This window comes from Microbacterium sp. NPDC056003 (genome assembly GCF_042274785.1).
In the GTDB taxonomy this organism is placed as follows: Bacteria; Actinomycetota; Actinomycetes; order Actinomycetales; family Microbacteriaceae; genus Microbacterium.
Map to the genome: position 1 here is coordinate 143,031 of NZ_JBHJXQ010000002.1, position 14,009 is coordinate 157,039.

At 69.9% G+C, this 14,009-nt stretch carries 15 protein-coding genes; 8 read left to right on the forward strand and 7 right to left on the reverse strand.

The window, feature by feature from the left end; genetic code table 11:
• The first annotated feature begins 21 nt into the window (after positions 1–21).
• The gene (gene lnt / locus ACFC1W_RS09990) at positions 22–1,602 is read left to right on the forward strand and encodes an apolipoprotein N-acyltransferase (RefSeq protein WP_375991814.1); all 1,581 of its coding nucleotides are present in this window, start codon (positions 22–24) and stop codon (positions 1,600–1,602) included.
• Positions 1,603–1,605: 3 nt separating this feature from the next.
• Here the strand turns inward: lnt and ACFC1W_RS09995 are convergent, their stop codons facing one another.
• The 4 genes from ACFC1W_RS09995 to ACFC1W_RS10010 all read right to left on the reverse strand — a co-directional run bounded on the left by ACFC1W_RS09995 (position 1,606) and on the right by ACFC1W_RS10010 (position 4,329).
• Positions 1,606–1,989 carry an RNA polymerase-binding protein RbpA gene (locus ACFC1W_RS09995; RefSeq protein ID WP_241110589.1) on the reverse strand — a complete coding sequence of 128 codons (384 nt, stop codon included), beginning with the start codon at positions 1,987–1,989 and terminating at the stop codon, positions 1,606–1,608.
• 137 nt (positions 1,990–2,126) lie between these two features.
• Positions 2,127–2,903: a glycerophosphodiester phosphodiesterase family protein gene (locus ACFC1W_RS10000; RefSeq protein WP_375991818.1), complete on the reverse strand. Its 777-nt coding sequence runs from the start codon at positions 2,901–2,903 to the stop codon at positions 2,127–2,129.
• Entirely contained in the window at positions 2,900–3,844 is a 945-nt protein-coding gene (locus ACFC1W_RS10005; RefSeq protein ID WP_375991821.1) for an SPFH domain-containing protein, read from the reverse strand. The genes ACFC1W_RS10000 and ACFC1W_RS10005 overlap by 4 nt, the downstream gene beginning before the upstream one ends.
• Entirely contained in the window at positions 3,841–4,329 is a 489-nt protein-coding gene (locus ACFC1W_RS10010; protein ID WP_241110592.1) for an NfeD family protein, read from the reverse strand. Before ACFC1W_RS10010 ends, ACFC1W_RS10005 begins: the two co-directional genes overlap by 4 nt.
• A gap of 45 nt (positions 4,330–4,374) precedes the next feature.
• Between ACFC1W_RS10010 and ACFC1W_RS10015 the strand changes: the two genes are divergently transcribed.
• Positions 4,375–5,148 carry an SDR family oxidoreductase gene (locus ACFC1W_RS10015; protein ID WP_375991824.1) on the forward strand — a complete coding sequence of 258 codons (774 nt, stop codon included), beginning with the start codon at positions 4,375–4,377 and terminating at the stop codon, positions 5,146–5,148.
• A 3-nt stretch (positions 5,149–5,151) separates the two neighbouring features.
• The gene (locus ACFC1W_RS10020; protein ID WP_375991827.1) at positions 5,152–7,140 is read left to right on the forward strand and encodes a S9 family peptidase; all 1,989 of its coding nucleotides are present in this window, start codon (positions 5,152–5,154) and stop codon (positions 7,138–7,140) included.
• A gap of 64 nt (positions 7,141–7,204) precedes the next feature.
• Here ACFC1W_RS10020 and ACFC1W_RS10025 read toward each other — a convergent pair whose 3' ends face one another.
• Positions 7,205–7,765, reverse strand: a complete 561-nt coding sequence (locus ACFC1W_RS10025) for an HdeD family acid-resistance protein (RefSeq protein ID WP_241110595.1) — start codon at positions 7,763–7,765, stop codon at positions 7,205–7,207.
• 185 nt (positions 7,766–7,950) lie between these two features.
• On the opposite strand from ACFC1W_RS10025, the gene ACFC1W_RS10030 reads away from it, so the two are divergent.
• From ACFC1W_RS10030 to ACFC1W_RS10040, 3 genes are read left to right on the forward strand one after another with little or no spacing between them, the layout of a single operon-like run.
• A complete protein-coding gene (locus ACFC1W_RS10030) occupies positions 7,951–8,544 on the forward strand; it encodes a sulfite oxidase-like oxidoreductase (RefSeq protein WP_375991830.1) in 594 nt (197 codons plus the stop codon).
• Entirely contained in the window at positions 8,541–9,266 is a 726-nt protein-coding gene (locus ACFC1W_RS10035) for an FAD-binding oxidoreductase (protein ID WP_375992874.1), read from the forward strand. The genes ACFC1W_RS10030 and ACFC1W_RS10035 overlap by 4 nt, the downstream gene beginning before the upstream one ends.
• Entirely contained in the window at positions 9,263–9,535 is a 273-nt protein-coding gene (locus tag ACFC1W_RS10040; RefSeq protein ID WP_375991833.1) for a DUF6510 family protein, read from the forward strand. The genes ACFC1W_RS10035 and ACFC1W_RS10040 overlap by 4 nt, the downstream gene beginning before the upstream one ends.
• 14 nt (positions 9,536–9,549) lie before the next feature.
• On the opposite strand, the gene ACFC1W_RS10045 is transcribed toward ACFC1W_RS10040, so the two are convergent.
• A complete protein-coding gene (locus tag ACFC1W_RS10045; protein WP_375991836.1) occupies positions 9,550–10,470 on the reverse strand; it encodes an AEC family transporter in 921 nt (306 codons plus the stop codon).
• A 36-nt stretch (positions 10,471–10,506) separates the two neighbouring features.
• Here ACFC1W_RS10045 and ACFC1W_RS10050 point away from each other — a divergent pair, with 36 nt between their 5' ends.
• The gene (locus tag ACFC1W_RS10050; RefSeq protein WP_375991838.1) at positions 10,507–11,238 is read left to right on the forward strand and encodes a phosphotransferase; all 732 of its coding nucleotides are present in this window, start codon (positions 10,507–10,509) and stop codon (positions 11,236–11,238) included.
• Between the two features lie 20 nt (positions 11,239–11,258).
• On the opposite strand, the gene ACFC1W_RS10055 is transcribed toward ACFC1W_RS10050, so the two are convergent.
• Positions 11,259–12,683, reverse strand: coding sequence for an MFS transporter (locus ACFC1W_RS10055; RefSeq protein ID WP_375991840.1), 1,425 nt, complete (start codon positions 12,681–12,683; stop codon positions 11,259–11,261).
• 254 nt (positions 12,684–12,937) lie between these two features.
• Between ACFC1W_RS10055 and ACFC1W_RS10060 the strand changes: the two genes are divergently transcribed.
• Complete coding sequence (locus ACFC1W_RS10060; RefSeq protein ID WP_375991842.1) at positions 12,938–13,804, forward strand: GyrI-like domain-containing protein; 867 nt, start codon at positions 12,938–12,940, stop codon at positions 13,802–13,804.
• Positions 13,805–14,009 lie beyond the last annotated feature (205 nt).

Sequence of the window (14,009 nt, forward strand, 5' to 3'; positions counted from 1 at the left end):
CCCGCCGCTTAGGGTATTCACGTGCCTCTCGCCGCCGCGCCGCGCCCGCTCCTGCCCCTGTGGGCCGCTGTCGTGGCGTCGATCGCGGGCGGGGCGATCCTGGACCTTGCCTACCCCTCCGTCGGATGGTGGCCGCTGGCGTTCGTCGGCGTCGGGCTGTCGCTCGTCGCCCTCATCGGTCGCTCGGCGGGGGGTGCGCTGCTGGTCGGCTTCGTCTTCGGCGCCACGTTCTACCTGATCCACATCATGTGGATCACGCGCTACCTCGGCCTCGTTCCCTGGTTCGCCCTCGCCGGCCTCGAGACGGTCTTCATGGCGGTCGGCTCGATCGCGCTGACGCTGGCATACCGATGGATGCCACGGCTCTTCCGCTCGCGATGGTCGTCGCTCATCGCCCTGCCGATCCTCATCGGCGGTCTGTGGACGGCACGCGAGCTGTTCATGGGTTCGTGGCCCTACACCGGGTTCCCGTGGGCGCGCATCGGCATGAGCCAGTCCGAGAGCCCGCTGGCACACCTCGCGTCGTGGACGGGTGTCGCCGGCCTCTCCTTCCTGATGGTGACCTTCACGGCGGCAGCCATCGAGTGGGGGCGAGCCGCCCGGTTCCGCGACGTGCGCACCGCAGTTCCCTCGATCGGCCTCGCGGCCCTGCTGCTGCTCGTGCCTGCCTTCCCGACGACCGCGGCGGGCACCCTGCGCGTCGGCAGCGCCCAGGGCAACGGCCCCTCCGGCTACTTCGACCCGCGAGACCGCAACGAGGTGCTGAACGCGCAGCTGGCGGCATCCGCTCCGCTTCTCGATGAGGACGTGGACGTCCTGCTCTGGCCGGAGGGCGGCATCGACTCCGACCCGACCCGTAACGAGAGCACGGCGCGCACGCTCGATGCGCTCTCGCAGCGGATCGGCGCACCCCTCATCGTCAATGCAGCGACCACGCGCGGCGAGGACACGTTCAACACCTCGATGCTGTGGAAGGCAGGCGAAGGCGCGGTCCAGTACCACGACAAGACCAACCCCGTGCCGATGGGGGAGTACGTGCCCGATCGGTGGTTCTACGAGTCGCTCGCCCCCGACCTCATCGGCCTGATCCAGCGGGAGTACACGCCCGGCACGAATGCGCCGTTCCTCGACGTGGACGGGGTCGGCGTCGGCCTCGCCATCTGTTTCGACGTCATCTACGACGAGGTCATCTGGGCCGGCGCCCAGGACGGCGCCGAGGTCTACATGTTCCAGACCAACAACGCCGACTTCCGCGACACCGACGAGAATCTGCAGCAGCTGGCGTTCGCGCGCATGCGCGCGGTCGAGACCGGCCGTTCCGTCGTGAACCTGTCGACCGTGGGCACCAGCCAGGTGATCGCGCCCGACGGCAGCACCCTCGACGGACTGCCGGCCGGTGAGGCGGGGCACATGCTGACCGAGGTGCCGCTGCGCACCGGGCTGACGCCCGCGGTCATCGCAGGCCCTTGGGTGCAGGCTCTGCTCGGGTGGGGCAGCCTTCTCGTGCTCATCGCGCTGGGCGTCGCGGTGACGCTCACCGGCCGCCGGGACGCGAAAACGCCGGTTCCCGCAGGAACCGGCGTCGCGCAGGCGGCTGACTGAGGGTCAGGCGCTGATCTTGTCGAGGGTGACGTCCTCGCCGGCGCCGCGACGGGCGCGAACATAGGCGAGACGCTCCTCGAGGAGCTCCTCGAGCTCGGGCAGGGAACGCCGCTCGAGCAGCATGTCCCAGTGCGAGCGGGGGGTCTTGTCACCCGAGTGGTCGACCGTCGCGGTGCCCTCACCGACGCGCAGGAGCGCCTCCGCACCACAGGTGCGGCACTCCCATGCCGGCGGAACCTCGGCGTCGGCCGCGAAAGTCAGTGTCGTGTCACGTCCGCAAGACGTACACGAATAGATGTGCTGTGCACGCTCATGGAACACGACGCCCTCTTCGCTCTGTAGGCTCTGGGCGCCGAGTCGGATGCCGCGCAAGCTGCGGTCTGCCATTTTGTGGTCCTCTCGTCGCTGTATAGGTATAACCAAGCGACCTGAGCGGATCATCCGAAAGGGGCTTGCGCGCGCGCCTTTCACAGTGGATGCACAGGGGGGAAGGAGCAGCGCCTCGTCCGTCTGGCGGAACGGAGTCAGCCCAGCGTGCGGAGTGCGAGATCGGCTCGGTCGGTCACCACGCCGTCGACACCCGAGTCGATCAGCCGGCGCATGTCGTCCGGCTCGTTCACGGTCCACACGTGCACCTCGACATCGTGGTGGTGGGCGGCGGAGATCAGCCGCGGTGTGAGGACGCGCAGACGGCCTTGCCGCTCGGGGATCTGCAGCACGTCCACCCCCTGGAGCGCGCGACGCACGAGTCGATCCGAGCGCGTGGCGACGGCGGCGAGAAGTCGTCCTATCGTCGCCGAGCCGGCGGAGGTGGCGGGACGGATGCCGCGCGCCGACGCTTCCGCGGAGGCCAGGGCCGCGCGTCGCCGTTGATCGGAGAAGCTCGTGAGCAGCACGCGGTCGCCGTGCGGCGCCACGATCCGGCCGACGGGCACGGCGGCTGCGGCCGCCTTGACATCGAGGTTGAACCGGAGTGTGGGGAACGCGTCAAGGGCCTGGGCGAGAGTGATGAGACCCCCGCGGCCGGACATCAGCTCCCCGAGTTCGACGGACGTGATGTCGGCGACGAGCCGGGGGTCACCGGTCACCCGCGAGAGGTCGTCGTCGTGGAACAGCACGACGACCCCGTCCGCAGTGACGTGGCAGTCCGACTCGACGTACTCGGCGCCCGCCGAGTGGGCTGCGGCGACGGCGGCGAAGGAGTTCTCCTCGACGCCGTGCGCGGCATCCTCCGCCACCACCAGCCCCCGATGCGCGAGGACCCGCGGGGTGCGGGCGCCCTCGAACCAGGGGTGGGTCACGGAGCGGGCGGCTCGACGCCGCGCTGCGGCGTGGGTGCGTCGGTCGCGGCACCGAGGAATGAGCCGCTGAGCCCCTTGAGCGCCTCGGTGAACTCACTCGGGATGATCCAGAGCTTGCTCGAGGCGCTGTCGGCGATCTTCGGCAGGGTCTGCAGGTACTGGTAGGCCAGGAGCTTGTCATCGGGGTTGCCGACGTGGATGGCGTCGAAGACCGTCTGGATCGCCTCGGCCTCGCCCTGGGCGCGCAGCACGGCGGCCTGCTTGTCGCCCTCGGCCTTCAGGATCTCGGCCTGTCGCTGACCTTCGGCGGTCAGGATGGCCGACTGCTTCGTGCCCTCAGCCGTGAGGATGAGCGCGCGGCGGTCCCGCTCGGCGCGCATCTGCTTCTCCATCGAGTCCTGGATCGAGTGCGGCGGGTCGATCGCCTTGAGCTCGACGCGTCCGACGCGGATGCCCCACTTGCCCGTCGCCTCGTCGAGGACGAGACGCAGCTGGCCGTTGATGTTGTCACGGCTCGTCAGTGCCTCTTCGAGGTTCAGACCACCGACGACGTTGCGCAGTGTCGTGGTGGTGAGCTGCTCGACGGCGCCCAAATAGTTCGCGATCTCGTAGGTGGCGGCGCGCGCGTCGGTGACCTGGAAGTAGACCACCGTGTCGATCGAGACGACGAGGTTGTCTTCGGTGATCACGGGCTGCGGCGGGAACGAGACGACCTGCTCGCGCATGTCGATGAGGGGACGAAGGCGGTCGATGAACGGGACCAGGAGGTTCAGTCCCGGGCTGAGCGTCTTGTGGTAGCGACCGAGGCGCTCGACGATGCCGGCGCTCGCCTGCGGAATGATCCGGATCGAGCGGACGATCACGACCAGCACGAAGATGAAGACCGCGATCGCCAGGAGCCAGGCGATCGTGGTGGGAATCAGGGTGTCGAGGTCGGTCATGCGCGGGGGTCCTCCGTCGGAGATGCGGTCGGGGCGTCGGAACGCACGACAGCGGTGGCGCCGTCGATCCGACTGACATGGATGGGGGTGCCCGGCTCGAGCTCGCCGGCCTCGGAGCGCGCCGTCCACACGTCTCCGTTGGCGAGCTTGACCTGGCCGCCGTGCGTGGACACGGTCGCGATCACACGTCCGCGGAGATCGATGAGGGCGTCGACATTGGAGGGCGTCGGGTCCTCACCGCGCCGAAGGCGCCGAAGAAGCGGCGGCCGCAGGAAGAGGACGAGCACGGCCGCGACGACGCCGGCGACGATGACCTGCAGCCAGATGGGCGCCCCGAGGAGATCGGAGCCGAGACCCGCGAGACCTCCGATGCTCAGCATCAGGAACGTGAAATCGAGCGTGAGCATCTCGATGACCAGAAAGACCAGGATCAGCACGAGCCACCCGATCCACGCCCACTGCTCGATGGTCTGGATGAGCTCCACGATGCGCCTCCTTGTCCTTCGAACCTAGCAGGTAGGGTCGAGGGCGTGACTGAGACATCCCCCACGCTTCCTGCCGGTTCGCTGAGCGGCAAGACCGCGCTCGTGACCGGTTCCTCACGCGGCATCGGCGCCGACACCACGCGCTATCTCGCCGAGGCGGGCGCGAACGTCGTCATCAACTACCGCAACAAGGCGCCGCGTGCTGAGAAGCTCGCCACCGAGCTGCGTGGACTCGGCGTCGAGGTGCTCGTGGTCGGCGCCGACCTCACCGACGCGGACTCGGTGCAGGCGATGTTCGACGAGGTCGGTCGTGTGTTCGGCAGCCTCGACATCCTCGTGCTCAACGCCTCGGGCGGCATGGAGTCCGGCATGGCGGAGGACTACGCGCTTCAGCTCAACCGCGACGCACAGGTGCGTGTGCTCGAGACCGCTCTGCCGCTCCTCGGCGACGGTTCGCGCGTCGTGTTCGTGACGAGCCACCAGGCGCACTTCATCCGCACCACCCCCACCATGCCGGAGTACGAGCCGGTCGCCCTCTCGAAGCGCGCGGGCGAAGACGCCCTGCGCGAGCGCGTCCCCGCGCTGAGGGAGCGCGGAATCGGCTTCGTGGTCGTGTCGGGCGACATGATCGAGGGCACGATCACCGCGACGCTGCTCGAGCGCGCCAACCCAGGGGCGATCGCGGCCCGCCGCGACGACGCCGGCAAGCTCTACAACGTGTCCGAGTTCGCCGCGGAGGTCGCTGCGGCCGCACTCGACCCCGTCCCGGCGGACAACACCCGCCTCGTCGGCGACACGAGCTCGTTCGCGGGGGAGTGACGCGTGCGCGCGCTCGACATCGACACGCTCGTCTCGGTCGGTCGGCCCGTCATCGCGCCTGACGGCTCGTTCGCCGTGTTCGCGACCTCGCGCCCCGACCTCGAAGCCAACCGCGCCGTCGGCCAGCTCTGGCGCGTCGACCTGCCCGACGGCACTCCCCGCCGCCTCACGCGCGGCACGTCCGACTCCGGCCCTCGGCTGTCGCCGGACGGGCAGACCCTCGCTTTCGTGCGCGCGGACGCCAAAGGCAAGGGCCAGGTCTGGGTCGTCTCGGCCGCCGGCGGCGAGCCCGTGCAGGCGACAGACACGGTGCTCGGCGTCGAGGGCTTCGCATGGTCGCCCGACGGGCGCACACTGGCCTTCGCCGCGCGGGTTCCCGAGAAGGGGCGCTACGGAAGTGTGGAGGGATTGGATGCCTCGGCCGAGGCGCCCCGCCACATCACCGGCATCCGCTGGCACGCCAACGGACTCGGGTACATCGCCGACCGCCCCGCGCACGTGTTCGTCGTCGACGCTCCGGCGACCGACTCCGAGCCGTTCTACGAGGCCGCCCCCGCTGTCCACGAGAGCGACGCGACGCCGTCGAAGAAGAAGACCGTGGCGTCCGACGCGCGGCAGCTCACCGAGGGCGCCGCGTCGCACGGCGGTGTCGTCTTCTCCGCCGACGGCATCGAGGTGCTGACCGCCGTCGATGAGATCGAGCCGTCGCGTCGCGACCTCCGCACGCGCGTCATCGCCGTGGCCGTCGACGGATCAGGACAGCGCGAGGTGCTGGGCGTCGACGCCGGGCTGTCGCTCTACGGTCTCGAGGTCGCCCCCGACGGGGCCGTAGCGCTGCTCGGCCACGAGGTCGGCGAAGACGGCATCGACTTCGTCGCTCCCGGGGTGGGGCTCTGGCTCCTCGAAGCCGACGGGCCCCGCCGTCTGACCGACGCGGAATCCGTCGACCTCGGCGAGGTCGGAAGTCACATCACCATCGCAGGGGAAGACTTCCTCGTGCAGGACCGCACCCGCGGCCGCGTGCGGCTGCTCCGCGTCACCCGCGCGGGCCAGGTGAGTGAAGTCCTCGGCGGCGACGTCGAGGTGGCAGGTCATGCCGCCGCAGGCGACCGCATCGTCGCCGCTGTCGCAGCCCCCGATTCGTACGGTGAGCTCGTGCTCGTCGAGGACGGGGCCGACCGCACGCTCACCGCCTTCGGGGCGCGGGCCGCGGCATCCGGAATCGTCCGTCCTCGCGAGCTCGAGGTCGACGGACGCGACGGCTATCCGGTGCACGGATGGGTCGCCGCCCCCGAAGGGGAGGGGCCGTTCCCGGTCATCCTGCAGATCCACGGCGGACCGTATGCGTCGTACGGCGTGCACCTGTTCGACGAGACGCAAGTCCTCGTCGATGCCGGCTATGCCGTCGTGTACAGCAACCCGCGGGGCTCGGCCGGCTACGGGCGCGCGCACGGACGCAGCATCCGCCAGGCCATGGGCACCGTCGACTTCGCCGACGTCATCGACTTCCTCGAGGGCGCGATCGCGTCGGATCCCCGCCTGGACGCCGCGCGGGTCGGCGTGATGGGCGGCTCGTACGGCGGCTACCTCACCGCGTGGGTCATCGCCCACGACCACCGGTTCGCCGCGGCCATCGTCGAGCGCGGATTCCTCGACCCGGTGTCTTTCCAGGGCACGAGCGACATCGGCACGTTCTTCGGCGACGAGTACGTCGGGATCGATGCGGATGCCATCTCACGGCAGAGCCCGATGGCGGTCGTCGACCAGGTGACGACGCCGACCCTCGTCATCCACTCCGAGCTCGACTTCCGGTGCCCGCTCGAGCAGGCGACGCGCTACTACGCGGCGCTCAAGCGCAACGGGACCGAGGCCGAGATGCTCGTGTTCCCGGGCGAGAATCACGAGCTCACCCGCTCCGGTCAGCCGCGCCACCGCGTGCAGCGGTTCGACGCGGTGCTCGACTGGTGGGCTCGGCATCTGCCGGCCGGCTGACCGATCACAGCGAGAAGAGGGGCCCCGGCGCGACGCCGGGGCCCCTCTTCGCGGTATCGACGCCTCAGAGGTCCTTCTTGCCGAAGGTGAACGCGCGCACCACGTTGATGATGCCGAGCACGATGAGTGCGATGCCGATCAGCCACCACAGGACCGCGGCGCCCCACAGCGGCGAGAAGAGCAGCACGATACCGGCGATGATGCTGATGATCGCGAAGAAGATCGACCACCCCTTCGACGCGGCGTCGCCGAGGGTCGAGAGAGCCACGATGCCTTCGACGATCCACATGATGCCGACGAGGATGCCGACGAAGACGGCCAGCCAGGCCGTGGTCTGGCCGAGGTTCATCAGCGCGACGACACCCGCGATGACGAAGAGCACTCCGAGCGCGATGTGTCCGACGCGCGCCCACCCGCCCTTGTTCTTGGAGAAGATGCCGAGCCCGGCGTAGACGAGCCCGGCGGCGATCGCGTAGATGGCGATGATCGCCGCGACGACCATTGCGGTCTTGCCAGGCCAGGCCAGGATCAGGATGCCGACGATGACCGCGAGAACACCGCCGATGCCGAGTGCCGTGCGGATGCCGTTGACGGCCGACTTCTCGGCCGCGTCTGCTGTGGACATGCGAGGGTCCTTTCTGAGAATTTGCTGTTAACGAGCGGTCAAAGCTTAGACCCGAGGTCGAATATCAGCGCATTGCATACTGCGTGTCGCGCACTCGGGCAGGGGAGCGCGCATTTCCGCCCTCGCGCACGCGGCGGCCCCGGTACTACGGTGAGCGTGCGCGCAGTCCGATACGGAGGGCAACCATGGCAGTCTTCTCACGCGGTTTCGGGGCACGTCGTCGGGAGAGCGATGCGAACCTGCCGCCGGGGCAGTACCTGACCGAGGACTTTCCGGTGCTGTCAGCCGGACCCACTCCGCGGGTCGACACGACCGAGTGGTCGTTCGGCGTGCGGAACGAGTCGGGGGAATTGGTGTCCTGGACCTGGGACGAGTTCATGGAGCTTCCGATCGAGGACGTCTCGACCGACATCCACTGCGTGACCCGGTGGTCGAAGCTCGGCACGTCGTGGCGTGGCGTGTCCCTGGACACGGTGTTCGAGCACGTCGACACCGACGCCGCGTTCGCGATGGCGCACTCTTACGGCGGCTACACCACCAACATCCCCCTGGAGGACCTCCTCGGCGGGAGGTCGTGGGTGGCATTCGAGTTCGACGGCGCGCCGCTGGACCCCGAGCACGGCGGACCCGCCCGGCTGCTGGTCCCGCACCTGTACTTCTGGAAGAGCGCGAAGTGGGTGCAGGGCCTCACACTCATGGACAGCGACGAGCCGGGGTTCTGGGAGCAGAACGGCTACAACATGCACGGGGACCCGTGGACCGAGGAGCGGTATTGGTGATCGTCGGCGGGTGGCGCCCCGCCCGGGTCGCCTCGGTCGAAGAGGCGACCCCGAGCGCGCGCGTCCTGCGGCTGCACGTCGAGGACTGGCCCGGCAGCGACGCCGGCCAGCACGTCGACATCCGGCTGACCGCGGAGGACGGCTACCAGGCCGAGCGGTCCTACTCTCTCGGCTCCTACGGCGCAGGCCCGGTCATCGAGCTCGCGGTCGACGAGATCCCCGACGGCGAGGTGTCGCCGTACCTCGTGCGCGACGTTCTCCCCGGCGATGAGCTCGAGGTGAAGGGACCGCTCGGCGGCTATTTCGTCTGGCGGGGCGGGGGAGAGGGGCCCGTGCAGCTCATCGCGGGAGGGTCGGGGATCGTACCGTTGATGGCGATGGCGCGGGCGGCGCGGGATGCCGCGGCTGCGGCATCCTTCCGCCTGCTGTACTCCGTCCGACGGCCCGAAGACGCGATATATCGCGATGAGATCGAGAAGGCGGCGGGCGACGGGGGAGTGGCGGTCACCTGGGCGTACACGCGGGAGGCTCCGGCAGGCTGGACGGGCCGCGTCGGCCGACTCGACGACGAGGGGATCCGCGCAGCAGTCTGGCCGGCAGGCGATGCGCCGACGGTGTTCGTGTGCGGACCGACCGGGTTCGTCGAGCACGTCGCCGATGCGCTGGTACGCCTCGGGCATCCGCCGGAGCGCGTGAAGACGGAACGATTCGGGGGCGCATGATGCGTGCGGAGAACGCGGCATCGACGGTCGACGGGAACGCGCTGGCCGGAATGATGGACGATCTGCTGGCCGGCGAGATCACGGTCATGACAGCAGTGTGCGGCGGGTGCGGGGCGGCGGGACCACTGGCCGAGACGGTCGTGGAGCTCGACGACACGGCGGCGATCGTGCGCTGCCGCTCGTGCACGCACACGCTCTTCACCGTGCTGCGCGCGGACGGGCGCACGCGCGTCGTGATCGGGATGCTCCGCGAGCTGTCCGACTCCTGACGCCGCCCGCGAGGTCAGCCGAGGAGGAGCGTGATGACGATGAGCACCGGGAGGCAGCCCAGGGTGGTCAGGAACACGGTGTCCCGCGAGATCGTCTCGCCGACGTCGTAGCGCTGCGAGTAGTTGAAGACGTTCTGTGCCGTGGGGAGCGCGGCCAGCACCACCACCACGAGCACGTCCTGGTCGCTCAGCCCGAAGACGAACTCGGCGACCGCCCATGCCACGAGGGGCATCGCGACGAGCTTGAGCGTGGTCGCGAGGATGATGTCGCGCCGCCGGCCCGACGGGGCGAGCACGCGCTGGCCGACGAGCGACATGCCGTAGCTGATCAGCAGCACCGGGACGCACGCGTTGGCGATGAGCACAGCGGGTTCGAGGACGACCGGCGGCAGCTCGACCCTGCTGACCGAGACGAGCGTGCCCAGCGCCGAGCCGAGCACGATCGGGTTCGTCGTGGTGCGGACGATGGAGCGCCACAGCGTCGCGCGGCCGAAGGTGACGGCATCCAGGATCGACATCGTGATCGGGGTGAAGATCAGCAGCTGCAGCAGGATGACCGGTGCCGGGTATGCCGCGCTGCCCAGCAGGTACAGCGACAGCGGGATGCCGATGTTGTTCGAGTTGACCTGCCCGGCGCTGAGGGCGCCGATCACGGTCTCGCCGACGGAGCGCTTCCACACGAAGCGCGCGATGAGCACGAACACCGCGATCATCGCGACGGCGGCGATCGCCGACACCGGGAGCAGGGCTGAGAACAGCGTGCGCACGTCGGCCTGCGCGAGGACGACGAACAGCAGGAACGGGGAGAGCACGAAGAAGGTCAGTCGGGCCAGCACCGGCCGGCCGTGCTCGCCGAGCAGATCGATCCGGCCGATGATCCAGCCGACGAGGATGGCCACGCCCACGACGACGAACCCGGTGAGCGATTCCAGCACAATACGAAGCCTAAGCGGGTCAGTAGCGTGGAACGCGTGGATGACATCGAGCGGCACCTGAGCGGCGGAAACATGGCGCCGGTGATCCGTGCCGGTGACACGGTGCGCCGTATGACGGGGCGGTGGACTCCTGCGGTCCACCGGCTGCTGGGCGCCCTGGCCGACGCCGACGTCGACGGTGTGCCGCGTGTACTCGGTCTGGATGCGCAGGGCCGCGAGATCCTGACCTACCTCGAGGGGGAGATGCTCAGCGAGGTGGCCCCGGGCGTGAGGTGGGCCGGGGATGTCCTCGGTGCAGCCGGTCGCCTGCTGCGACGGCTCCATGACGCGGGCGTCGCTCTCGTGGCCGATGAGTCCCTCGTGTGGCGGTCGCCGCGTCGCGAGCCCGCGGAGGTGATCTGTCACAACGACTTCGCGACCTACAACCTCGTCGCACGCGACGGACGGCTCGTCGGCGCGATCGACTTCGACTTCGCGTCGCCCGGGCCGCGGCTGTGGGATCTGGCGTATCTCGCGTACCGGCTCGTGCCGTTCGCCGAGGATGCGGTGGGCACCGACGGCCTGGACACGGATCGCAGGCTCGCGCAGCTGATCGATGCGTACGGCATGCCGTTCACCGAGGCGGAGGTCCTCGACGTCATGGCGCAGCGGCTCGACGACCTCGCGGCCTTCACGCGCGACCGCGCGGACGAGACCGGGCGGGCCGACTTCCTCGAGCACGCGGCGATGTATGAGCGGGATGCCGCGGCCCTGCGCCGGCGTACCTGAGCCGGCCGCGCAGCCCTGCGTCAGCCGGCCGCGTCGACCTCGTCGGGAAGTCGCCGCCGTGGCCGCAGCGACGGGAACGTGGCGACGGCGAGGAGCGTCGCTGCTGCCGCGGCGATCGCCGCTGCGAGATGGGCGGCGGACAGCCCTGCTTCGGCTGCGGCGAGGTCGGTGCCGCCGGCGGTGAGCACGGCCGCGCGGCGATAGGCGTCGACGGCGCCGAACGCCGCGATGCCGATGGCGCCGCCGATCTGGGCCGTCGAGGACGCGAGACCCGAGCTGACCCCCGCGTTGCGCGCGGCCATGCCGCTGGAGATGACCAGCGTGGTCGGGGTGAAGCTGAAGGCCACTCCGGCTGCTGCGATGACGAGAACAGGGAGTACCCGCCAGACGTACGGCACGCCGAAGTCGATGGTCGCGAACAGCAGATGCGCGACGACGAGCAGGATCAGCCCGATGACCGTCACCTTCTCCGGTCCGAAGCGGGCGAGTGCCCGGGGGAGAACCAGGGTGCTGACGGCGAAGCCGGCGAGCGAGGTGGGGAGCATGGCGAGACCGGCGACGGCGGGGTCGTAGCCGAGCACCTGCTGGATGAGCAGCGCGACCAGCACGAAGCACGCGATCCTCGCGCCGCCGCCGAGCAGGTTGACGACGATGCCTCCGGCGACGCGCGGCTCGCGCAGGGCCGGGAGGGACAGGACGGGGTCGGATGAACGCCGTTCGACGAGGACGAAACCGGCGCCGGCGGCGAGGGCGACGAGCGTCGCCGCGACGACCTCGACCGATGCGAGTCCGGCGTGTGGGATGCTCAGAACGCCGTAGACCACGGCGCCGGCTGCCAGGGTGACGAGAGCCGCACCCGTGGCGTCGAAGGTGCGACGCGTCGCGGGCGTGTCGCGCTCGAGTCGGAACCAGCCCGCGGCGCCGACGAGAGCGGCGGCCGCGGCGGTGACGAACATGACGCTCTGCCAGCCGAACCCGCCGGTGAGGATGCCGCCGACGGTGACACCGAGCGCGCCGCCCGCGGTGGATGCCGCGCCCCACCACGCCATCGTCTTCGTCTTCGTCGTCCCGGAGAAGGTCGCGAGGATGACCGACATGGCCGCAGGGCTGAGCATGGCCGACCCCGCGCCCTGCACCAGGCGCGCGAGCACGAGCATCGTCTCGTCGGCAGCGAAGCCGCCGAGGACCGAGCCGGCGGCGAGCACGGCGGCACCGATGAGGAACATGCGCCGCCGTCCGAAGACGTCGGCGGCGCGTCCGGAGATCAGCAGCAGACCGCCGAAGGTCAGGAAGTAGGCGTTGAGCACCCACGCGGTGCCGACGGCCGTGAGTCCGAGGTCCTCGGCAATGGACGGCAGCGCGACGTTGAGGATGCTGGAGTCCAGCATCACGGCGAGCTGTGCGGCGACGAGGGTCAGTACCAGCGGCAGATTGCGTTCACGCATGGACAGTCGACTCCAGAGCTGGCAGTTCGCGGCGCGGATCACCGATGCGACACCGGTGAGCAGATCCGCGACAGCGACGATACCCGTGGGCGACGCATCCTGCTCTACCGAGGACAATCAGAGGTGTGCCCAGAACGCCTTGTCGCCGATAATGCACATTATGTCAACTCGCTGGGCTGCGCTGATAGAAGCGGACCGCGATCATCGGGCGGGACCGCGCTTCCCCACGCAGGCTTGTCGGTGAAGGAGGAACCGTGATCGCATCGCTCAACCGCACGGTCGAGGTCGTCGAGACGCACCTCACCGACGAGATCGACATCGCGTCTCTCGCGCGCGACGCCGGCACGACGGAGTATCACCTCCGCCGGATGTTCTCGTCGCTCGCCGGGATGCCGCTTTCCGAGTACGTGCGTCGTCGGCGGATGACGGCCGCTGCGGCAGACGTCGTGGCCGGCGACGAACTGCTCACGATCGCGGTGCGCTACGGCTACGGCTCGACCGAGGCGTTCGCGCGGGCGTTCCGAGCCGTGCACGGCGTCACCCCCGGCGACGTGCGCCGCGACGGCGGTCCCCTTCGCTCACAACCGCAACTCAGGTTCCGCCTGACCATCGAAGGGAACTCCCCCATGGACACCCGTATCGCAGATCGCCCCGCCTTCCGCCTGGTCGGCCACGCCGCGCGCGTGCCGCTCATCCACGACGGCGCCAACCCGCACATCCAGGCGCACATCGCAGGCCTTCCCACGGAGGCGCATGCGCGCCTCAAGGCTCTGAGCGACACCGAGCCCTCCGGCATCCTGCAGGTGAGCGACGACGTCGCGCCCGACTACACCGAAGGCAGTGAGCTCACCTACCTCCACGGAGTAGCCGTGAGCGCGGCCTCGGCTGTTCCGGACGACCTCGACACCATCGAGGTGCCTGCGGGCTCGTGGGCGGTGTTCCGTGTTGAGGGCGATTACCCCGCCGCGCTGCAGTCGACGTGGTCGGCGACGGCGACCGACTGGTTCCCCTCGAACCCGTGGCGCCTTCGCCCCGGCCCCTCGATGGTCGCCGTGCTCGACCGCTCCCCCGACTTCGCCACCGCGACCTGCGAGCTCTGGCTGCCCGTGGAGCGGGCGTAGCGGGCCACGACTGGCCCGTGCTCCGCCGTGTGCAGACCGGGTCGTGGCTGGGGCTCGAGCATCCACAACGACCGGATGTCGCGGGAGCGGTGGGAGCAGTTGCGGTCCGGGCATGCGAGCATCCTCGGGGCTCCGATCGAGATCGAGGGCGCCGCGCCCCTTCGCGCCCTGCTCGAGCGCGGCTGACACCTCACCGCAGACGGCG